Consider the following 21,928-nt stretch of genomic DNA (forward strand, 5'->3'; position numbering starts at 1 on the left):
TTCCATTGCTGCCGTTTGCGATTTCCAATCCACATCCATGACCATCTCCGCCTGGCTTTTGTTCATCACCATTTCGCTGGTCACCGCATTCAGCCCCGGCCCGGGCATTTTGCTGGCCGTCTCCAACGCCGTCGCCTGGGGCCCGCGCAAAACGCTGTGCAGCTCGGCGGGCAATGTGCTGGGCGTGTTTGCGGTGTCCGGCGCGGCAATGGCGGGCCTGGGCACCTTGCTGCATACCTCGGCCTGGCTGTTTGCGCTGCTCAAGACCCTGGGTGCGGTGTACCTCGTCTACCTCGGGTACCGGCAGTGGACCAGCAAAACGTCGATGTTTGACAAGCCCCTGCCGACCGGGGAACAGCCCGAAAAAACCAACAGCGTCCTGTTCCGGCAAGGCCTGCTGGTGGCACTGACAAACCCCAAAAGCATCCTGTTTTTTACCGCCCTGTTTCCCCAGTTCATTCACCCGCAAGCGCCCATGCTGCTGCAATTCCTGGCACTGACCAGTGTCTTCGCCGCCTGCGTGCTGGCAGCCCACATCGCCTACGTGCTGCTGACAAGGCATACCCACCGCTGGTTCGGTACGGCCCAGCGGGTCCGCCTGTTCAACCGCATATGCGGCGGCGCATTTGGCCTGCTGGGGCTGAGCCTGCTGCGCCTGAAAATCCGGCCTGAACCAGCTCACACGATGCCCTGCCGGCTGCCATGGCTTCAGTAGTAAATTCAATCAATTGCCTGGCAGCAGCCGTATCAGTTTGCCGTTGCTGCTGTCGGTCAACACATAAAGCAAGCCATCAGGGCCCTGCCTGACATCGCGAACGCGCTCACCCACCTCGGCCAGCAGCTTGCTTTCGCGAACCACCTTGCCGCCAAAGGGTTCGGACAGCTCAATACGATCCAGGTACGCAAACTTGAGTGAGCCCACAAACAGGTTTCCCCGCCACGCCCGGCCGTAACGCTCGCTGGTCAGGAAGGCCATGCCCGAGGGCGCAATCGACGGGACCCAGTAATGCAGGGGTTGCTCCATGCCGGCTTTCGCAGTGAGGCCCTCGCCAATCTTGCCGCCGCCGTAGTTCTCTCCATAGGTAATCACCGGCCAGCCATAGTTGGCACCGGCCCTGGGAAGGTTGATTTCGTCCCCGCCCTGCGGTCCATGCTCGTGCATCCACAAGGTTCCATCTGGCGCCAGGGTTGCGCCCTGCGGGTTGCGGTGGCCGTAGCTCCAGATTTCCGGCAAGACCCCGGCCCAGTGGACGAAAGGGTTGTCGCCGGGCACAGAACCGTCCTTGTTGATGCGGACAATCTTGCCGTGGTGGTTGTCAAGGTTTTGCGCGTCCTCCTTGCGCGAGAAACGCTCGCCCAGCGCCAGGAACAGCTTGCCATCGGGCCGCCCATTGGCGCCCGGGCCACGGCTTTCAACAATGCGGCAGCCGAAATGCGCCGAACTGGCCACCTTGGGTTTCTGGCTGAAAATGATTTTTACGTCTTCCAGCCTGGTTTGGTCAGCGCTGAGCCTGGCACGCGCCAGCGCCGTGCTGTTGGCTCCGTTGCCAGCGGCTCCAGCCGGTGCGGGTTCGGAAAAACAGAAATACAGGCTGCGGTTATGGACAAAATCAGCATCCAGCAGCACATCCAGCAAGCCGCCCTGTCCACCGGCGGCGATTTCGGGCAAACCCGTCACAGGCGGCCCCAGCCTGCCGTCCGCTGCCACCACCCGGAGGCGACCGGGCCGCTCTGTTACCAAAAAGTGTCCATCCGGCAAAAAAGCCAGGCTCCAGGGGTTTTGCAGGCCCGTCGCGACGGTTTCCGGGCGCACAGGCTGCGCCCGGGCGAGCTGGTCAAACAGTGCAATTGCTATAAAAAGAATAGCTTGCTGCGCTCTCACCCATAGGGCTGCAGGCATTTTTCTCACTCTAAATGAAGGTATCAACAGCATCAGGATGGCCTCATCAGGAAAAGACAGCTCAAGACCAACTATCCCACGGCACGGCATGCCCCGCCATCAGGCAAAAAATGGCTTTTGGCATTAAATCGTTACAAATCAATGGTTTATATCAATCATCAAGAAACAACATAAGGTTGACGTAGGACCACACCTTCAAGTATCCTGCGGGCCATGCGTTTAAATGCTCAGATGTCGGCCCCGCTGCTTGCCTTGGCTTCTGCCATGTTGTTTGCAGCCAGCGTACACGCAGCCCCGGCCAACTCGGGCGACGACCTGGACAAACTGCTGGCCGACAAGGGCCTGCTGACCCAAATTGACCAGGTTCGCCAATCCGTCGGCAGCAAGGCCTCCGAACTGGTCGTCAATGCCATGGGCTTTCTGGGCGTGCCCTACAAACGGGGTGGCAACAATGTGGAAACCGGCTTTGACTGCAGCGGTTTTGTGCGCGCCATCTATGAACAAAGCGTAGGCCTGCTGCTGCCGCGAAAGGCCGAACAACAGGCCGCTGCAACCCAGAACATCGATAAAACCGAGCTGCAACCCGGCGACCTGGTGTTCTTCAACACCATGCGGCGGGCCTTCAGCCATGTGGGTATTTATATAGGCGACGGCAAATTCATCCACTCGCCCAAACCCGGCGCAGAAGTGCGGGTTGAAAGCATGTCCGTTTCCTACTGGAACCGCCGCTTTGACGGTGCCCGCCGCGTTACTCCCCAGGAGGGCCGTGCAGCCCCACAAGCGGCATCGGCAAATGCGCAGGCCGTACAGGGCGCCACGCCGCAGCTGACGACGGCCCAGCAGCAGTACTGAACGCTGAACGGCAGCCGCCTCGCGGCTGGCAACATCCGCCGTTAATCCCGTAGTTTCCTGTCCTCACTCCCCGTCCGCTTTGTCCTGCGCGTTGCGCGGCGACAGGTCAAGTTCCACCGCCTGCCCATTGTCCAGCGCGTCGCCCGCAGCGCCGGGTGAACTGCGATGGATGACCACATCGCCCTGACCCGGCAAACCGCCAGCTTGTGCCAGCTGGACCCCCTCGGCCCCTGCGTTGTCGACAAGGGTATTGCCTGCGGGAATCACGCGGTTGTTCTCGGAATTGGCCGATAACTGCTGGCTGCCCTGGGGCTTGCCATTCACATTGACCAGCCCGCCACCCGTGTTGCTGACTTGCCCAAAATTGCCGCTGACGCTGCCGCTGGCTGCATTGACCGTGATTTGTGGTGACGAGCCGGAGATTTGCGCATCGCCCACGGCCGCCACAGCAACGACCGGCGCAGCAACATTCGCCACCACGGCGTTACCGGCAAGCGATGCCGAGTTGCTGGCCGTCACAACCACATTCACATTGCCCTGGGCCTGCACGACGACGTTGCTGCCGCTGATGTTGGCCAGTATGTCTCCACCACTGGTAATGGCCACATTGCCCAGGCTTATGGTCGAGCCCGTCACATTGCCGCCTGCATTCAGAGAATTGGCCGCCCCGGCATCCTGGCCGCGCAGGGTATGGTTGCTCAGCGCCACATCGCCGAGCGCGTTGATGCCATAACCCTTGACCCACAGGGTGCGGAGCAGGCTGAATTTGTTGGACGACACGTCGAACTGGCCGAGTGCGTTGCCTTCCGTGCCGCCGGACACCATATGGACATTGCCCCGGGTGCCGCCCGTGCCGGCGATCAGACCAAGCCCATAAGCTGTGGCGCCGGCGTTCTGGATATCCCCGTTGAGCGTGATGTCTGCACCGGTGGTTGCCAGCGTCGTGTCAGCGAGCAGATTGACCGCAGCATTGAACAGGAAACCACCCGCCCCGTTTGCAGTGACCTTGCCGCCAAGGCCGGATCCGGCCGCGCCTGCGTCAAGTGTCAGGCTGCGCAGCGTCGTATCGTTGAACAGGAGCCTGTAACGATTGCCCAGCGTGACATCCTCGGCATAGGTCCCGGCTGCCACGTTGACCGTGCCCCCGGCAGACAACGCGTCGGCGCCGCGCTGGATGCTGCCGCTGGATTGGGTGACGTAGACGTTTCCAGGCGTCCAGGTCACCAGACCGCGGCCTGCGCTGTCCAGCGCATGGGTCACGCGGTCCTCGATCGCAAAACCATCGGCCGCACCAACAAACACGGCGCCACTCGCATCCACGTCGGTCTGGTCGACCGCGATATCGGTGGCGTTGTTCCTGAATTGCGTGCCACCGCCAATCGTCACGGCAGGCTGACCGCCATGACCATTGCTCAGGGTTTCAATGCGCAAGCCAGTGCCGGTGGAATCTTCAATGCTGCCGCCTATGATATTCACGGACTGCAGGCTGGCTGGTGAGCGGGTGTAGTCCGTGCCGTCACCGGGAATGCCACGCGTCTTGACGACCATCGCGACCCCGTTGCCCGTGCCGGAACTGTAGCCCGAGTTCCTGACCACGACATTGTCGAAAGTCAGGCTGCTGAAGGCGTCGTACTTGAGATTGACATCGATGCCTGCGCCGAATGCGTGCGACGTGGGATCGCCCACGTTGCCGGCATTGGCGACAGTGACATTTCTCATCGTGAGGTTGTCCGCCGTTTCAAAGTAGAAACCCTTGAAGCTCGTCCCGTCGACAGTGACGTTTTCGAACAGCGCATTTTTGAAGGAGCCATTTGCCAGGCCGGTACCTGCGTTGTAGCTGTTGTAGGTCTGGAAACCCACCAATCCCCCCGTGATGGTGCTGTTGAGCATGCGGAAGTTGTCAGCCTTGACCTGCGTTCCATTACGAACGCCGTACTGGTTGTTGTTGAAGGCAACGCGGTCAATCGTCACATTGTTGGAGGTACCCTGCATCTGCACCCCATACAGTGAGTCATTGATAGACAGGTCAGACAGCGTGACGTCAGACGCATTGATGCTGACCGCGTTGCCGGTGGTTGACGATGGTGCCCTCAAAATGGTCTGGCCGACGCCTGCTCCGTCCAGGGTCAAGGCCTTGGCGATGGTGACGTTTTCAGAATAGTCGCCAGCGGCGACGCTGACAAAGCCGCCCGCAACAACCGCATTGACCCCGCCCTGAATTGTGTTGATGGGCGTCAACGCGCTGCCCTGGGCGCTCGATGAACCGCCTGCGGCAACATTCACATGGGTGCGATTGGACGAGGTGTAGCCCAGGTCCTGCACCGACCAGCCGCCGTTGGCCTCGCTCAGGTCCAGCAGGCCCTGCTGCGCCGACAGGGTCGGAGCGGCGGCGATGGGCGTACTGTTGGAGACAGGGTTGGGGTTGGCCCCAACCATGTGTCCGTTCAGGTGCAGGTTCAACCCCCACTCGTTGCCGATGGGACCCTGGCTGTTCCCGGATATGGCGATGCCCGTGCCATCCGTGTACTGCACTGAAATGCCGCTCTTGGTGTTTTCAATGCGGTTGCCCGTCACGCTGCCGGTATTGCGGCCATCAATCAGGATGCCGGTGCGTAGATCGTGGATATTGTTGTTGCCGAGGGTAAAGTTGGTGACGCCGTTTCTCACCACAATACCGCGGCTGATGTTGTTGCCCCATGGGTAGCTGAGGTAAGACTGGGTGACCGGCCCGGCGATCTCCATGCCGGTCACCTTCACGTCGTTGGCGGTGACCGTAATCCCGTTGACATCTGCCGCATCCGGCACCACCAGCTTCGCCCCGTCATGCCCGGTCAGCGTGAGTCCGGTCTTGTTGAGCACCAGTTGCTCCGCGTATGTGCCCGCATAGACATCCACCGCCGCGCCCGTCCCCGCCGCGCCGACGGCGGAACCTATCGACATGGCCTGGGAGCCGCCAGCCAGCAGGTTGCCGGTGCCGACCTGGAAGTTCTGCGTCGTGACCGCGCCGTTCCAGCCCTGCACATAACTCGAAGCAGCGGCTCCGAGGTTGACCGCAAAGTCAAACGCATTTTGTTGGGACGCCTGCAGCCAGGTGTACTGAAGGTTGCCGTTGGCCGAAGAACTGTTGCGCACCGCATAGTCAAACCCTGCAATGCTCAGCGCGCCGAAATCGCGGCTGGCCGACTCGTCCTGCATGTAGACCGGGTTGCGCTCGGTGAAGCTGTTGTTGGCTGCAACCGTGATGTTGCTGACCTGCTGGTCATGGAAACGGTTGGACTGGTACAGCGCCAGACCACCCCACTCGTTGTTGCGGGTGGTCGAATTGCTAACGGTAACGTTGGCGCTGTCGGTCACCTGTATGCCCGCGCCAGCGGTGCTGCCAGCAGGATTGCCCACCGGCGCGCCGTCGGCAGTCACATGGTCTATCACCGCGCCGACCACACCATTGAGGTCCAGCTCGGCCCGGCCCGAGCCGCGAATCGTCACGTTGCTGATCGAAAAATCGCGCAGGCGTGCCGAAGTGCCACCCGACGGCGCAACCTTGATGCCGTAGGAGGCAGAGACGTTGGCGCTGGGGCCATACAGCGTGAAGTCCTTCAGCGTCACGTTGTCGCCTGTGACCTGCATGCCGTAGTTGGTGACACCCTGGGCGTCAATGATTGTTGCGCCCTCCCCTGCACCGCTCAAGGTCAGGCTTTTGTTGATCTTCAACGTGCCTGGCTGGACATAAGTGCCTGCGGCGACATTGACCGCTCCGCCTGATTTTGCAATGTTCACGCCATCCTGGATGCGCGCTGCGCCGGACACGTTTACCGTATTGGAGCTGCCATTGACGCTGGACGCCTGCAACGCAGACCTGAGCACAACGGTGTCGCCGTTGACAACAATCGCATTGCTGGCCTGCTGCACGCCTTCCAGGTTGATCACGCCGGAAAGCAAATTGGCAGCATCACCCACGCCCAGCAGCAGGTTCGCGGCGTCAAGGCTGGCACCCGCTGCATTGGACACGGCCGTGCCCACCGCGCCAGCAGGTATGGCGAACTCATAGAGCCCGCCATTGAGCGAAACCGTTGCAGCCGTCGAGCCTGCGAGGGCAATTTTTCCGCCAATGGCTGCAATACTGCCCTGGTTGGTGACCGATGGCGCTACCAGCGCCACCAGGCCGGCATTTTGTGCGGTGATGGCGCCCTGGTTGCCGATACTGCCGACAGCGCCGGTAATCACTGCGCCGCCGGTATTGATGAAGTTGTTCACGTCGATATTGCCCGTCGTGGCAATCAGCGAACCCACATTCACCACGGCTCCCTGCCCGAACATCACCCCGTTGGGGTTCATCAGCATCACCGTGCCGTTGGCCGACAGGCTGCCGAGTATTTGCGACGGATTGGCATCCCCCGTCACGCGGTTGAGCATTGCCGACGCCGCATTGGGCTGCACGAACAGCACCGCCTTGCCGGCATCGATATTGAATGAAGCCCAATCCACCACCGCCCGTGCCGTGGCCTGGTTGATGGTCAACTGGTTGCCGGACACCGAGCCCGTTGCCGCCCCCGAGAACACCACGCCGTTTTGCGGAAGGCCTGCCGCGCCGTCAATGGCCCAACCGGGCGTAGAGAACACCAGCACCATGGCGGCCGGAAGCGCCTTGAGCATGAACACGGCAGGCCCCCCGCCGATACGGGAGGTGCCTGGGACAGGTTGGCTTGCTTGAATCATGGGTCACCCCTTCGTTTGGCGCGCATGCACCTGAAACAGATATTTCAGAACCGGAATGCCACCGAGCCCAGCAGGCGGGCATCCTTGCCATTGCCCGGGTAGCTGGCGACCGCTTTTGTCAGCGGCCAGGCCGCTTCAACCACCACAAACACGTTTTTGTCGAGAAACAGGCGCATGCCAAAACCGGCTGAGGCCAGGCTCTGGCTGTCAGGTATGCCGGGTGTCGGGCTGCCGACTCTCCAGACCTTGCCGATGTCGTAAAAACCGAAAAGCTGGTACGAGCGGAATCCCGGCATGCTCAATGCGCCCAGATAGCGCGGCTCCACGCGGAATGCCAGCGCGCGTTCGCCCACAAACTCGGCAGGCTCATAGGCACGCCCGAAGCGACGCCCCCCCAGCGCGTATTGCTCTGAAGACAGCAGCGGCGTATTCGCCCATTGCCCTCCCACGCCCATGGTGAGCCCAACATTGGCCCCAAGCGGCTGCGAACGTTCATAGTCAAACGTGAGTTTGTTGAAAATCCCTTTGGCCCCTGCCCGGCTCTTGAGCAGGTCCGACGCCTGTGTGCCGCCCAGCCCCTGGCTGAAATCCACATCCAGTGCGTTCTGCCCGTCGAAGCGGTCCAGCACGCGCCAGCTCAAGCCCAGGCGCAGGGCCCGTATCCGGTCTTCAATGACGCGGGTGCCCAGCACGTCGGTGTGCACATCGGAATGGTCATACACGGCGCGTGCGCTCAGGCTCTGGTTGCGCGTTCGCAGTAGCGGGTAACTCACACCCAGCGAGACCGTGTCGGCATTGCCTCGGACATCAAACAGCCTGAGCACATCGCCCGGTTGTGTGCGCGCACTGGACACGGCCGCAGACAGCTTGAGGCCTTCCGCATTGAGCACCTGGCTATAGGAGAGCTGCCCAAAGGCCATTTTGGAATTGCCGGTACCCACCCCGATAAAACGCCATTGGTCGTTGACCCCCAGCAACTGGTTGCCGATCACACCGGCACTGATCTGGTTGGGCCCGAGGTACCTGGAGCCATAGTTGTCAAGGGACGCAAAGCCCTCCACTTTTTTGATCGAGGCGACCAGCGTGAGATCGGCCGCGCCGGGCGCTTGCGACGGTGCCAGCACACTGCGCAGTCCAATGCCGGGAAAATCATTGGCGATCAGCAAATAGCGTTCAAGCACGGCCGCTTCAACAGGCCGCGACGCCCGGATTTTCTCGCCGACCTCAGCCAGCCTGGCCCTGACATGGGCGCTGACGCCCTCTTCGGCCTGAACAGTCACACGGTCGATATAGCCTTCAACAACATGCAGCGTAAGCGTGCCGTCCTCCAGTGACTGCGGGGGAACGACCACCAGAGAAAGAATGTAGCCCGCATTGCGGTACATCGCCGTAAGCGACGATGCCAGCTCCTGGATGTCGCTGCCCGAAATCTCACGCCCGGTGTAGCTGTCTGCCCTGGCCTGCAAAACCCCGGCTGGCAGCACAGTGGCGCTTTCGATGCGGATGGCCTTCAGCGTCACCCGAATCGACCTCATCGAATCAGGCAGCACTTCACGCGGAGCTTTCTTCGTCTCCGGCTGTTCCAGCGTGCGACCGGGCTCGGGCTGGAAATCGAACCTCTCACGCAGGCGCCCTGGATCTATCGTGGACGGCACAGGCTGCGCAAAGGAGGGCGGTGTGCCGAACGCCGCCAATACAACAAGCAGCGTACAGCCAGGAAGCCGGAACCCCACACCATTAGCACGCTTCATTGCCTTATCCTGATAAACCATCACGGTTGATGAAATGCTTGCCGGGAAATTGAACAACAAACCACCAATTCAATTCAGCAAACAAATGACTTTTGTCAATTCAACTTCAGTAATAAATTATGAAACTTGTTGCAAAAATGGAAAGTGGCGGTATTCCAATTTACATTTAAAGACAATTGGAAATTCAGCCTTGGCACGCGCCTTACCGGTCAATTTGGTGATTAATAATTAAAAATAGAACAGCTTTTAGAAAAGTGGCCTATCTTTTTTCTTAAAAAAATACCAGCCAAACATTCACGGCAGCTTGTTTTAAGTTTCTTTTTGTTTCAAAAAAATCTGGTAGGGGGAAATTTTGGCTTAACCCGTTCATGCGATCCCCTGAAACGCGGAGAAAGCAGCTGCCGATTTGAGTATCCACATCCATCTCGATACCCTGTCTGACTGTGCGGCCCGCGAACATGGGCCGTTCTGCTCGGAAGAGATGCACAAGGCCCCACGAGGCGGAGCCCAACGACATGCCCGCCATGTTTGCAGAACTGCTGGCAAATACAGCTCGCCGCCCATGGTGCAGGCCTCACGGGTGCAGCTGCGCGAACGTTTTTCGGCAGCGGCATGGCACAGCAAAATGCTCGCCATGGCAGACAGCCCTGCCTGAGCATGGACGGCCCACGCAGACAACTGTCAACAGCCGCGTGAAGACTTTCACAACAAGGGTTTACCCGAAATTTTTCCACCCCCAGGGGCTGCCTTTTCGCTCTTGACCACACCCCGGTCACAACATTGGCCGGAAACAAAAATTTCGGGTGCATTTGCGCAACCGGAGCGCTACCATGCCTTCTGATCTTTCAGGTCAAGCGTCATTCAAAAACACAAGGAGACAGGCATGGCAAAACTGAACGTCAATGGCAAAGTACGGGATTTCGAGGCGGAGGAAGACACCCCTCTGCTCTGGGTGATTCGGGAGCAACTGGGCCTTACAGGCACCAAATACGGTTGTGGTGTTGCCCAGTGCGGTGCCTGCACGGTGCACATTGACGGCGTCCCCACGCGCAGTTGTGTGCGGCCTGCATCGACCGTCAGCCCGACAGAAAAAATCGTCACCATTGAAGGCCTGTCGCCCAACGGCTCGCACCCTGTTCAAAAAGCCTGGGTTGCACTCGACGTGCCGCAATGCGGCTATTGCCAGTGCGGCATGATCATGGCCGCCGCAGCACTGCTCAAGAGCACACCAAATCCGACCGACGCGCAGATCAACGAAAGCATGACCAACATCTGCCGCTGCGGCACCTACAACCGGATACGCGCAGCCATCAAGTCTGTGGCTCAGGGCGGCAACACCAAAAGCGCCGGCCTCGCCATCACGCACGCTGACGGGAGCCTGTCATGAACGCCGTTACTTCAACCCCCAGCGCCCCACGCGCCGCAAAAATTTCGCGCAGGAGTTTCCTCGGCAGTTCAGCAACGGCCGGCCTGGTGGTGGCGTTTCACGTTCCATTTGCCACATCGGCGCTCGCGCAGGACGCCGCTGCGCCGCTGCCCGAGGAGATCAATGCATGGGTTGTCGTCAAGCCCGACGAGACCGTCATCATCCGCATCGGCCGGGTTGAAATGGGCCAGGGCACCTTGACGGGCCTGGCGCAGCTGGTCGCCGAGGAGCTCGATTGCAACTGGGCAAAAGTCAAAACCGAATACCCCACCCCCGGCCAGAGCCTGGCACGCAAACGCGTGTGGGGTGACTTCGGCACCGTGGGCAGCCGCGGTGTGCGCCAGTCGGAAGACTACATGCGCAAAGGCGGCGCCACCGCCCGCATGATGCTGGTCCAGGCCGCCGCCGATGGCTGGAAGGTTCCTGCAGACCAGTGCAGTGTTTCCAACGGCATCATCACGCATGGCGCCAGCGGCCGCAAGACGAGCTACGGCAAGGTGGCGGTTGCAGCTGGCAAATTGCCTCTGCCGGACGCGGCAACCGTCAAGCTCAAGGACCCGAAGACCTGGAAGATCGCCGGCAAGCGCCTGGCCCGCCTGGACACCGTCGACAAGGTGACCGGCAAACAGGTTTACGGCGCCGACATCATGATGCCCGGCATGCTCAATGCAGCCATCAAGGAATGCCCGGTGTTCGGCGGCAAGCTCAAGAGCTTCGACGCTGCAGCGATTGAAAAGCGCCCCGGCATAAAAAAGGTCATGCGTGTGGGCGACAGCGCGGTTGCCGTGGTTGCAGACACCTGGTGGCGCGCCAAAAGCGCACTTGCAGCGATGCCCGTCGTCTGGGACAAGGGCCCCGGCGAAAAGGTCTCCAGCGAAAGCATTGCAGCCATCCTGAAAGCCGGACTGGATGCGTCCGGCGCCGCCGTCGGCACAAGCAACGGGGATGCACCGGCCGCCATCGCAGCCAGCGCACGCAAGATTGAGGCGGTTTACTCCTACCCTTTCCAGAACCATGCGACGATGGAGCCGATGAACGCCACCGCCAGGTGGACGCCAACGCGCTGTGAAGTCTGGGCGCCGACGCAGAACGCCGAAGCCGCACTGGCCGCCTGTTCCGAAGCCGCCGAGCTCAAGCAAAACCAGTGCGACGTCTACCGCATGCACCTGGGCGGCGGTTTTGGCCGCCGCAGCATGACCGACTACATCACACAGGCCGTGCGCATCGCCAAGCAAATGCCGGGCACGCCGATCAAGTTGCTCTGGACACGAGAAGAAGACATGACCCAGGGCCGCTACCACCCGGTCACCCAATGCAAGCTGACAGCCGGACTGGATGCGCAGGGCAACGTCACCGGCCTGCACATGCGGATTTCAGGCCAGTCCATCCTTGCCAGCGTCATTCCACAAGCGGTGGTGAACGGCAAGGACCCGGCCGTGTTCATGGGGCTCAATGCGGGCGGTGCGGAAGGTGCCATCGGCTACAGCTTTCCCAACCTGCTGATTGACCACTCCATGCGCAACACGCATGTGCCGCCTGGCTTCTGGCGCGGCGTCAACCTGAACCAGAACGCGATCTACCTTGAATCATTCATGGACGAGATCGCGCTCGCGACCAAACAGGACCCGCTGGAGTTCCGCCGCAAGATGATGAGCAAGAACCCCAAGCACCTCGCCGTGCTGAACGCCGCCGCAGAGCGGGCCGGCTGGGGCAAGCCGCTGGAGAAGGGGCACTTCCAGGGCATTGCGCAGATCATGGGCTTTGGCAGCTATGTGGCCGCGGTGGCCGAGGTGTCGGTGAGCGACGAAGGCAAGCTGACAGTGCACCGCATCGTGGCGGCGACTGATTGCGGTCATGCAGTCAATCCGCAGCAGATCGAGGCGCAGGTTGAGGGTTCCTTTGTTTATGGCCTTTCAGGCGCGCTCTACGGCGAATGCACCGTGAAGGACGGCCAGATCGAGCAGGAAAACTTCAACACCTACCAGATGCTGAAGATGGACGAAATGCCCAAGGTGGAGACCGTCATCGCGGCATCGGGCGGCTTCTGGGGCGGTGTCGGTGAACCGACGATTGCCGTGGCAGCACCGGCCGTGCTCAACGCCATCTATGCGGCAACCGGCAAACGCATCCGCGACATGCCGCTCAAAGACCAAAGTCTCAAAAAGGCATGACAGCAAGGCTGTGCCTGGCCATCACTGCGGGTGTTTGTCTGAGCATGACCCCGTTGATTGCCCCGGCACAGCCAGCCACCGCGCTGCAGCCCTTCCAGGTTGTCGGCGATGCCATACCCGAGTCGTTGACCCGCATGCCCGGCGATGCAGTACGCGGCCGGGCGCTGGTTGCCAACCGCCAGGCTGGCCTGTGCCTGCTGTGCCATACAGGGCCTTTCCCAGAGGAGCGCTTTCAGGGCAACCTGGCGCCCGACCTTGCAGGTGCGGGATCACGCTGGTCGGCCGGCCAGTTGCGGCTGCGCCTTGCCGACGCAAAACGTTTTAATCCGCAAACCATCATGCCGGCCTATTACCGCATTGATGGGCTTGCGCGGGTTGCGCCCGCATGGCAAGGCAAACCGGTCATGTCTGCACAAGAGCTTGAAGATGTTGTTGCCTTCCTGCAAACCTTAAAGAACTGAGCCATGCACCCCACGCCCCACACCGCTTCACCAACACGGCGCCAATTGCTCGGCGGTGCTGCCGGTATCGCTGCATTTGTCGTGCTGCGACCAGCTGGTGCCGCGGTCGGCGACCTGGAGGTTGCCATTGCAAACTACACGGGCCACACACAGGTACGCGCAGGCAGGGTCAAGCTGGACATTGCCGAACTGGTCGACAACGGCAACGTGGTGCCCGTCACCGTGACGGCAGAAAGCCCCATGACCGCCGCAGACCATGTCAAAAGCATCGCCATCTTCAACGAAAAAAATCCGCAGCGCGATGTGGCGCGCTTTGCACTCGGCCCGCGCTCCGGCAAGGCCAGCGTGTCAACCCGCATACGCCTGGCTGCGACGCAAAAGCTCGTGGCCATTGCACAAATGAGCGATGGCAGCTACTGGTCGCACACGGTCGATGTGATCGTTACCGTAGTTGCATGCATTGAAGGTGAAGCCTGATGGCACGCACACTGATACACATACCTGCTACCGCCAAACGCGGTGAAGTCATGGAGATCCGCGCCACCATCGGCCATCCGATGGAAACCGGTTTTCGCCCGGGCGATGACGGCAAGACCCTGCCGCGCAACATCATCCAGACCTTTACCTGCAAATACAACGGTGAACAGGTTTTTGGTGCCGAGCTGTTTTCGGCCGTATCTGCCAACCCTTACCTGGCTTTTTACACTGTCGCAACGGAAAGCGGCACGCTGGTGCTGAACTGGGAAGGTGACAACGGTTTTTCGCAAACCGAAACAGTCAGCATCACCGTCACGGCATGAAAGCTCTACGGGGACGCGTTTTTCTGCTGGCGCTTGCCATCATCGCAAGCAGTCAGCAAGCAGCCGGGGCCGACGCGCAAAGCTCGCCGGCCAGGGACCCGCGCCGCTCGGGTTTCGAGTTCATGGGTCCATCCACGCAGGCGATGCAAAAGGACGACGCACTCAATCCCGGCATGCTGTGGGTCAAGGACGGAGAAGCGCTGTGGCAAAAACCCGCAGGACTGAGCGGCAAGGCCTGCGTCAGCTGCCATGCAACGGCGGCCAGCAGCATGAAGGGCGTGGCTGCGCGCTACCCGGCTTTTGATGATGCGCTCAAACGGCCTGTCTCCCTGAGCCAGCGCATCAACATCTGTCGGCAGCAACACCAGCAGGCAGAACCGCTGCGCGCAGAAAGCCAGGAGTTGCTGAGCCTCGAAAGTTATGTGGCGCTGCAGTCGCGCGGCATGCCCCTGGCGCCGCCCGCAGACGGCAGGCTGGAGCCGTTTCGCCAGCGAGGCCAGCAGCTCTTTACACAACGCATGGGGCAACTCAACCTGTCCTGCGCACAATGCCATGATGACCATGCCGGCCAGCGTTTGGGCAGCAGCTTGATTCCACAAGCCCACTCCACCGGCTACCCTATTTACCGGCTCGAATGGCAGGCGCTGGGATCGCTGCAGCGCCGCCTGCGCGGCTGCATGAACGGCGTACGCGCCGAACCTTTTGCCTATGGTGCTCAGGAGCTGGTCGAACTGGAACTCTACCTGGCCGCACGAGCCAGCGGCATGCCGATGGAGACACCGGGCGTCAGGCCCTGAACTCCCCGCCACGTTCACGGCTCATCAACGCTATAAATTCAATAGCCGCTTGCGCCTATTTCTATAGGGCCAAGCGGCTTTTTTCCTGATAATCCGCGCGCAACTTGGCCTGCAGTCCTGTTTTTCAAGGCCATAGCGCGTACTTGCCCGGACCGGTGACCGCGAGCAGGATCAACCCGCCCATGATGCTGAGGTTCTTGAGGAAATTGACCTTGTTCGCCTCACGCTCCGCGCCCGACATGGTCCAGAAGTGATGGCCCATCAACGCCGTCGCAAGGGTAAAGGCGGCATACAGCAAGGCCAATGGCCGGGTCCACACGCCAAGAATCAGCGCGATGCCGGCAAAAAACTCCATAGCAATCGCAACGACTGTAGACAGCCTGGGCATAGGCGCACCGGTGGAGGCCATGTACACCGTCGTGCCGGAAAAATTCGTCAGTTTTTTCCAGCCACTCACCAGGAAAAGCGCCATCAGCAGCACGCGTGCCAGCAGAATCAGTACGTCGTTGTATTGCAGCATCAGGTTGTTCAACATGGCGTCTCCTTCTTATTGCTTTTAACTACAGGCATACACGTACATCACATCGCCCGCTCGCAGTATTAAAACGGAACGCCTTCCAGCCGCCCCATCGCGCCGCTGGCGTAATCACGTTTGGCTTGTGCGAGGCGTTCACGGGTATCCATGACAAAAGGCCCGGCAAACAAAATCTCGCCCTCTACCGGGGCCCCGCCCAGCAAGGCCACGTCGGCACCCTGATCCAGCATGGCCGTCAAGGTGAGCGATGAGCCGGACGACAACACCGCCAGAGCGCCCGGGCCCAATAACGCACCGGATTTTCCAGCCAGGCGACCGTCCAGTACATACAGGCCGAGTTCAAACACCGCATCGACCGGCAAGGAGACAGTGGCACCAGGCTCCAGGCGGATATGGGCAAAGACGGTGGGGCTGGTGGTTTGCATGGGGCCGGTGACATCGCCCAGGCGTCCCGCAATGACCCGAACCCGCGCACCGGCAGACCGGATCTCGGGAATATCGGCTGCGCGAAACGAGGCATAGGCCGGGTCGGCCAGTTTTTGTGCCGGCGGCAGGCTGGTCCAGAGCTGCAGGCCGTGGCGTCCTCCACCACTGGGTTGCTCCGCATGCAACATGCCGCGCCCGGCGCGTATCCATTGCGCATCGCCTGGCCCCAGCGTGTCCTTGAAACCCAGGCTGTCGCGGTGCGCCACCCCACCTTCCAGCAGGTAGCTGATGACTTCGATACCGGCATGGGGATGCGGCGAGTCGCCTATGCCGCGCCGGCTCTGGTGCCGGTAGTGGTCAATGAAAACAAAGGGGCCGAGCGAGATGCGCCCGTCCAGGGGCAAGGCGCGCCACAACAGCATGTCACCGTCGTCAATGATGCGCTCCGAGGGGAAAATGATTTCAATGGTGCGTTGCATGGCAGACCCCTCGGTTCGAGACAGGAAATTCAACGGGACTGATGCCAGTATCTATCCTCTTGCCCCGATATTCAACTGCCACCGCACCGCTCTCTGACACGGGTTCTGACAGTGCCCCGGCCCAGGATCTTGCCGTGGCCATGCGCGACGGACGTTGAGGACGGCGGCAAGCTCCCGGTTGCCCTGCCGTTCACCGGCGATCAGATCAAGGGCAGCACCAGATCACCAGGAACACTGTTGCCTTCAGATAGAGGCTCAGTGCAGCGCCCGCACCGCCCAGCGCAATTTGGCGGACGACGAACGCGGATTGCTGCGCTGCTCGTCGTACGAGGCGCGAATCGGGTCGGCGGCCACGCTGCTGAAAATACCGTTGCGCTCGCCCGTTTGAAAGCACTTTTTCACGCGCCTGTCTTCCCCGGAGTGAAAGCTCAGAATAGCGACGCGCCCACCGGGCTTCAGGCAGACTGGCAGGTTCAGCAACATAGTGTCCAGCACGCCAAACTCGTCATTCACCTCAATACGCAGCGCCTGAAACGTGCGCTGCAGCACTTTTTTGGTCTCGGCCAGGCGCTCTTCAGCAGGCATGCTGCGCTTGTAGGCCAGTTCCATCGTGGCCCGCACCAGGTCGGCAAGCTGCACCGTGGTTTCCAGGTACTGGCCTTGCAGGGCCGCGGCCAATGGCAGGGCAAAGGGCTCGTCCGAGTTGTCGGTCAGCAGGTCGCGCAGCCGGTGGCGCGTCACGCACAACAGCAGCTCGCTGGCAGACTGGCCGCTGCTGGGGTCCAGGCGCAAATCCAGCGGCCCATCGGCCCTGAAACTAAAGCCCCGTGCCGGGTTGTCAATTTGCATGGACGACACGCCCAGGTCAGCCAGCACAAAGTCGAAGCCACCACCCGCCTGCGGCAGCAAAGTGGCCAGTTCACTGAAGTTGGCGCGGTGCACGCTGAGCGCCTCTTCGCCAAAACCCAAGGCACGCAGCCGCGCCGTGGTACGGGGCATCTCAATCGGGTCAACATCCATGCCAAACATGCGCCCTCCTGGCTGCACCAGCGGCAGCATGGCCAGCGTGTGGCCGCCAAAGCCCAGGGTGAGGTCCAGGCCGGTTTCGCCAGGCAAGGGTTTCAATATGGCCAGGATTTCGTCAACGCAAATGGAGCGGTGCATGCCCGCAGGCGTTTGCCCACGCTGCATGACCTTGTCGACCTCGGCCGCATGGCGCGTGGGGTCCAGCTCTTTGTACTTTTCTTCAAACTGGCGGGGATGGGTGCCAGCGTAACGCACGCGGCGCTTGTGGGGAAGGGCAGCGTCGGTCATCGGCCATTATGCGCCCGGCTCCGAAGGCGATCTGTTCGTTCTGTGAGTGTGGCCAAACCGCCAGGCATTCAGTCCAAACAAAAAAGCCGCGTAGCCCTTACGAAGTCTGCGCGGCCAGCTACTGATTCAGTAGCAATTCATCCTTACTTGCGTGCCGGTGGCAAGTCAGTGCAGCTACCATGCGCCACTTCCGCCGCCATGCCTATGCTTTCACCCAAGGTCGGGTGCGGGTGGATGGTCTTGCCGATGTCCACCGCGTCGGCGCCCATTTCGATGGCCAGCGCGATTTCACCAATCATGTCGCCGGCATGGGTGCCGACAATGCCGCCGCCCAGGATCTTGCCGTGGCCATGCGCGTCCTCGCTGTCGTCAAACAGCAGCTTGGTGAAACCTTCGTCGCGGCCGTTGGCGATGGCGCGGCCCGAAGCCGTCCAGGGGAACAGGCCTTTTTTGACCTTGATGCCCTGGGCCTTGGCCTGGTCTTCCGTCAGGCCCACCCATGCCACTTCGGGGTCGGTATAGGCCACGCTTGGGATCACGCGGGCGTTGAAAGCTGCGCTCGCCAGTTCCTTGTTGCCCTGCAGTTCGCCTGCAATGACTTCGGCCGCCACATGGGCCTCGTGCACCGCCTTGTGCGCCAGCATGGGCTGGCCGACGATGTCGCCAATCGCGAAGATGTGCGGCACGTTGGTGCGCATCTGGATGTCCACGGGGATGAAGCCGCGGTCGGTCACGGCGACGCCGGCCTTCTCGGCCGCGAGCTTTTTGCCGTTGGGTGTGCGGCCCACGGCCTGCAACACCAGGTCGTAGACCTGCGGCGCGGGGGCCGTACCGCCCTCTTCCGCCGAAGCAAACGTGACTTCAATGCCTTCTGGCAAAGCGCGAGCAGAGACGGTTTTGGTCTTGAGCATGATGTTGTCAAAACGCGGGGCGTTCATCTTCTGCCAGACCTTGACCAGGTCACGGTCGGCGCCCTGCATCAAGCCGTCGAGCATTTCAACCACGTCCAGGCGTGCGCCCAGCGTGCTGTAGACCGTGCCCATCTCCAGGCCAATGATACCGCCGCCCAGGATCAGCATGCGTTTGGGGACTTCCTTCAGCGCCAACGCGCCTGTGCTGTCCACCACGCGCGGATCGTTGGGCATGAAAGGCAAACGAACGGCTTGCGAGCCGGCCGCGATGATGCAGTTCTTGAACGCTATCGTCTGCGTCTTGCCGGTTTTTTCCTGGCCTTCGGCGCCAGCGGTTTCTTCCACCTGCAGATGGTTCGCGCCCACAAAGCTGCCTATGCCGCGCACGGTGGTGACCTTGCGCATCCTGGCCATGGCGGTCAGCCCGCCGGTGAGTTTGCCTACGACTTTTTCCTTGTGCGTGCGCAGCTTGTTGATGTCGACCGTTGGCTCGGCAAAACTCACGCCCAGCGCTTCAAAATGTTTGACCTCGTCCATCACCGCCGCCACATGCAGCAGGGCTTTGGACGGGATGCAACCCACGTTCAGGCAGACGCCGCCCAGGGTTGCGTAACGCTCGACCAGCACGACTTTCAGGCCCAGGTCGGCAGCGCGGAAGGCGGCTGAGTAACCGCCTGGGCCTGCGCCCAGCACCAGTACATCGCAGTCCAGGTCGGCGGTGCCGGCAAAGCTGGCAGCAGCCGGCGCTGGAGATGCTACGTTTTTAATAGCTGGTTGCGCAGGTACTGCGGCGGCTGCAGGCACTTTTTTATCAGTTTCGGGGGCTGCAGCAACCGCAGCGGCGCCGGAAGCTTCCAGCGTCAAAACGACGGATCCCTGCTTGACCTTATCGCCCAGCTTGACCTTGATTTCCTTGACCAGGCCGGCCTGCGATGCCGGGATTTCCATGGAGGCCTTGTCGCTCTCCACCGTGATCAGGCTCTGGTCGGCCTTGATGCTGTCGCCGGGTTTGACCAGCAGTTCAATCACGGTCACTTCGTCAAAGTCACCGATGTCCGGTACCTTGATGTCAATCAGATTCGAAGATGCACTCATTTGGAGGCTTTCAATTTGAGGGTAAATACTTCAACCGGTCCGGCAGAGTTTTTGTCAAACTCGCACCCGGCGTTCATGCCCGCAACGGCTACTTCACGGGCGGTTTTGGCCTTGTCCCAGGCTGCGTGCATGGCGCCCAGTGCAAAACTGCGGCCTGAACCAATGCCCCAGAATTCCTTGAACTCAAAGACTTCGCGGTAGCTGTACAGGCCAAAGATGCCGCTCGCGTTGGCAATCACCACCGTGAACTGGCTGGACTCGTAGGGGTCGTTGTCGTCTTCCTTGGTCTGCAGGAAGAACGTTTCCTTCAGCACGGGATGCAGTTTGAGGAAGGTGTCGTACACCTCGTCACGGCTGCCCAGCTTGAGTTGCTCCCTGGGCAGCGCCGCCATGGCCTTGCGCAGGGCCGGGAAGTGCGCCACCGTGCCGGCCATGCCAACGTAGCTGATACCGGAAGGCGTATCGACCTTGAATATCTTGCTGTTGGCCTCAAAGCGATGCGGCAGGCTGGTGTCGCCAAACGTCACCAGCGTGTCAGCGGCAATCGCGACCTGCCCTGCTTTTTTGACGACTACAAGCGTTGTCATGCAAGCTCCTTAAAGAAGCACGCGGCGGAAGTCAGCGAGGATTTGACCCAGGTAAGCGTTAAAACGGGCTGCAGAGGCGCCGTCAATCACGCGATGATCCCAGCTCAGCGACAGCGGCAAAATCAGGCGCGGCTGGAAGGCCTTGCCGTCCCAGACAGGTTCGATCTGGCTCTTGCACACGCCGAGGATGGCAACTTCAGGCGCATTGATGATGGGCGTGAAATAACGCCCGCCTATGCCGCCCAGCGACGAGATGGTGAAGCAGGCGCCCGACATGTCTGCCGGGCTGAGTTTGCCGTCACGCGCCTTCTTGGCCAGCTCGCCCATCTCCTGCGAGATCTGCACAATGCCTTTTTTGTCCGCGTCCTTGATGACGGGCACCACCAGGCCATTTGGTGTGTCGGCAGCAAAAGCCACGTTGTAATACTGCTTGAGCACCAGTTGGTCGCCGTCCAGCGAGGCATTGAACTCGGGGAATTTTTTCAGCGCCGCGACAGAGGCCTTGATCAGGAAGGCCAGCATGGTGATCTTGATGCCGGCTTTTTCGTTTTCCTTGTTCATCTGGACACGGAAGGCTTCCAGCTCGGTGATGTCTGCATCGTCATGGTTAAAAACGTGCGGGATCATCACCCAGTTGCGATGCAGGTTGGCGCCGCTGATCTTCTTGATGCGCGACATGTCCTTGCGCTCGACCGGGCCGAATTTGGTGAAGTCGACCTTGGGCCATGGCAGCAGGTCAAGGCCCACACCGGAACCGCCAGAAGATGCCGGGGCTTTTGCCGCCTGCGCCTGGGTACGGGTGCTGCCGTCCATCACCGATTTGGTGAAGGCCTGCACGTCGCTCTCGGTGATGCGGCCCTTGGGTCCGCTGCCCTTGACTTCGGCCAGCGGCACACCAAGCTCGCGCGCAAACTTGCGCACCGATGGCGATGCATGCGGCAGGCTGCCGGTGGGCACTGCGGTGGGTTCATGTGCCGGCAGCAACGCTACCAGTGCCGGCGCTGGTGAAGAAGCAGTGGCAACCGGTACCGCCGCAGCTTGTGCGGGCGCAGGAGCGGGCGCCGAAGCAGGGGCAGGCGCTGCGGCAAGCGCAGAGCCTTCCAGCACGGCCAGCAAATCGCCGATGTTGAGCTTGTCGCCCAGCTTGACCTTGAAGTCCTTGAGCACACCCGCGGCGGACGATGGAATCTCCATGGACGCCTTGTCCGACTCCACAGTGACCAGAGATTGCTCGGCCTTGATGGCATCACCCACCTTGACCAGCACCTCTATCACCGTGACGTCCTTGAAGTCGCCGATATCGGGCACACGGATTTCCACGGAGCCTGTTGCGGCTGCGGCTGCGGCAGCAGGAGCTGATGACGCTACCGAATTGATAGCTGGCTGCGCAGGTACAGCGGCAGCCACAGCCGCTTTTGACTCAGAAACAGCAGCTGCAGGCGCCGCAGCACCCTCAGACTCAAGCACCAGCACAACGCTGCCTTGCTTGACCTTGTCACCGAGCTTGACCCTGAGTTCCTTGACCACGCCCGCAGCGGAAGATGGAATCTCCATGGACGCCTTGTCCGACTCCACCGTCAGCAGCGACTGGTCTGCCTTGATGCTGTCGCCGGGCTTGACCAGCAGTTCGATCACCGTGACTTCGTCGAAATCACCGATATCGGGAACCTGTATATCTACCAATGCCATGTTGTTGTCTCCGGCTCT

Annotated in this window: 17 protein-coding genes; 8 read left to right on the forward strand and 9 right to left on the reverse strand. The window is 60.9% G+C overall.

Annotation, left to right across the window (positions count from 1 at the left end; all coding sequences use genetic code 11):
- The first annotated feature begins 37 nt into the window (after window positions 1-37).
- A complete protein-coding gene (locus tag ACFQND_RS17225; RefSeq protein ID WP_371435271.1) occupies window positions 38-715 on the forward strand; it encodes a LysE family translocator in 678 nt (225 codons plus the stop codon).
- Window positions 716-724: 9 nt separating this feature from the next.
- Here the strand turns inward: ACFQND_RS17225 and ACFQND_RS17230 are convergent, their stop codons facing one another.
- Window positions 725-1,900, reverse strand: a complete 1,176-nt coding sequence (locus ACFQND_RS17230; RefSeq protein WP_371435270.1) for a PQQ-dependent sugar dehydrogenase — start codon at window positions 1,898-1,900, stop codon at window positions 725-727.
- 213 nt (window positions 1,901-2,113) lie between these two features.
- Here ACFQND_RS17230 and ACFQND_RS17235 point away from each other — a divergent pair, with 213 nt between their 5' ends.
- Window positions 2,114-2,752, forward strand: coding sequence for a C40 family peptidase (locus ACFQND_RS17235; RefSeq protein WP_371435269.1), 639 nt, complete (start codon window positions 2,114-2,116; stop codon window positions 2,750-2,752).
- A 63-nt stretch (window positions 2,753-2,815) separates the two neighbouring features.
- On the opposite strand, the gene ACFQND_RS17240 is transcribed toward ACFQND_RS17235, so the two are convergent.
- Together ACFQND_RS17240 and ACFQND_RS17245 are read right to left on the reverse strand one after the other, a co-directional pair.
- The gene (locus ACFQND_RS17240; protein WP_371435268.1) at window positions 2,816-7,468 is read right to left on the reverse strand and encodes a beta strand repeat-containing protein; all 4,653 of its coding nucleotides are present in this window, start codon (window positions 7,466-7,468) and stop codon (window positions 2,816-2,818) included.
- Window positions 7,469-7,512: 44 nt separating this feature from the next.
- Window positions 7,513-9,219, reverse strand: a complete 1,707-nt coding sequence (locus ACFQND_RS17245) for a ShlB/FhaC/HecB family hemolysin secretion/activation protein (protein ID WP_371435267.1) — start codon at window positions 9,217-9,219, stop codon at window positions 7,513-7,515.
- 883 nt (window positions 9,220-10,102) lie between these two features.
- On the opposite strand from ACFQND_RS17245, the gene ACFQND_RS17250 reads away from it, so the two are divergent.
- From ACFQND_RS17250 to soxA, 6 genes are read left to right on the forward strand one after another with little or no spacing between them, the layout of a single operon-like run.
- On the forward strand, window positions 10,103-10,606 hold the full coding sequence (locus ACFQND_RS17250; RefSeq protein ID WP_371435266.1) for a (2Fe-2S)-binding protein: 504 nt from the start codon (window positions 10,103-10,105) through the stop codon (window positions 10,604-10,606).
- Entirely contained in the window at window positions 10,603-12,816 is a 2,214-nt protein-coding gene (locus tag ACFQND_RS17255) for a xanthine dehydrogenase family protein molybdopterin-binding subunit (RefSeq protein ID WP_371435265.1), read from the forward strand. Before ACFQND_RS17250 ends, ACFQND_RS17255 begins: the two co-directional genes overlap by 4 nt.
- A complete protein-coding gene (gene soxX / locus ACFQND_RS17260) occupies window positions 12,813-13,277 on the forward strand; it encodes a sulfur oxidation c-type cytochrome SoxX (protein ID WP_371435264.1) in 465 nt (154 codons plus the stop codon). Before ACFQND_RS17255 ends, soxX begins: the two co-directional genes overlap by 4 nt.
- Before the next feature lie 3 nt (window positions 13,278-13,280).
- Window positions 13,281-13,754, forward strand: a complete 474-nt coding sequence (locus ACFQND_RS17265; RefSeq protein WP_371435263.1) for a SoxY-related AACIE arm protein — start codon at window positions 13,281-13,283, stop codon at window positions 13,752-13,754.
- A complete protein-coding gene (gene soxZ / locus ACFQND_RS17270; RefSeq protein WP_371435262.1) occupies window positions 13,754-14,077 on the forward strand; it encodes a thiosulfate oxidation carrier complex protein SoxZ in 324 nt (107 codons plus the stop codon). The genes ACFQND_RS17265 and soxZ overlap by 1 nt, the downstream gene beginning before the upstream one ends.
- Window positions 14,074-14,874, forward strand: coding sequence for a sulfur oxidation c-type cytochrome SoxA (gene soxA, locus ACFQND_RS17275; protein ID WP_371435261.1), 801 nt, complete (start codon window positions 14,074-14,076; stop codon window positions 14,872-14,874). The genes soxZ and soxA overlap by 4 nt, the downstream gene beginning before the upstream one ends.
- A 124-nt stretch (window positions 14,875-14,998) precedes the next feature.
- On the opposite strand, the gene ACFQND_RS17280 is transcribed toward soxA, so the two are convergent.
- The 6 genes from ACFQND_RS17280 to aceF all read right to left on the reverse strand — a co-directional run bounded on the left by ACFQND_RS17280 (window position 14,999) and on the right by aceF (window position 21,910).
- Complete coding sequence (locus ACFQND_RS17280) at window positions 14,999-15,409, reverse strand: DoxX family protein (RefSeq protein WP_371435260.1); 411 nt, start codon at window positions 15,407-15,409, stop codon at window positions 14,999-15,001.
- 65 nt (window positions 15,410-15,474) lie between these two features.
- Window positions 15,475-16,314 carry a pirin family protein gene (locus tag ACFQND_RS17285; protein ID WP_371435259.1) on the reverse strand — a complete coding sequence of 280 codons (840 nt, stop codon included), beginning with the start codon at window positions 16,312-16,314 and terminating at the stop codon, window positions 15,475-15,477.
- Between the two features lie 255 nt (window positions 16,315-16,569).
- Window positions 16,570-17,628 carry a 16S rRNA (cytosine(1402)-N(4))-methyltransferase RsmH gene (gene rsmH, locus ACFQND_RS17290; protein WP_371435258.1) on the reverse strand — a complete coding sequence of 353 codons (1,059 nt, stop codon included), beginning with the start codon at window positions 17,626-17,628 and terminating at the stop codon, window positions 16,570-16,572.
- 143 nt (window positions 17,629-17,771) lie between these two features.
- Entirely contained in the window at window positions 17,772-19,634 is a 1,863-nt protein-coding gene (gene lpdA / locus ACFQND_RS17295; RefSeq protein WP_377414220.1) for a dihydrolipoyl dehydrogenase, read from the reverse strand.
- A complete protein-coding gene (locus tag ACFQND_RS17300) occupies window positions 19,631-20,221 on the reverse strand; it encodes an MFS transporter (protein WP_371435256.1) in 591 nt (196 codons plus the stop codon). The genes lpdA and ACFQND_RS17300 overlap by 4 nt, the downstream gene beginning before the upstream one ends.
- Before the next feature lie 9 nt (window positions 20,222-20,230).
- The gene (gene aceF / locus ACFQND_RS17305; protein ID WP_371435255.1) at window positions 20,231-21,910 is read right to left on the reverse strand and encodes a dihydrolipoyllysine-residue acetyltransferase; all 1,680 of its coding nucleotides are present in this window, start codon (window positions 21,908-21,910) and stop codon (window positions 20,231-20,233) included.
- Window positions 21,911-21,928: the final 18 nt, after the last annotated feature.

The sequence above is a fragment of the Polaromonas aquatica genome (assembly GCF_042659145.1).
GTDB lineage: Bacteria > Pseudomonadota > Gammaproteobacteria > Burkholderiales > Burkholderiaceae_C > Polaromonas > Polaromonas aquatica.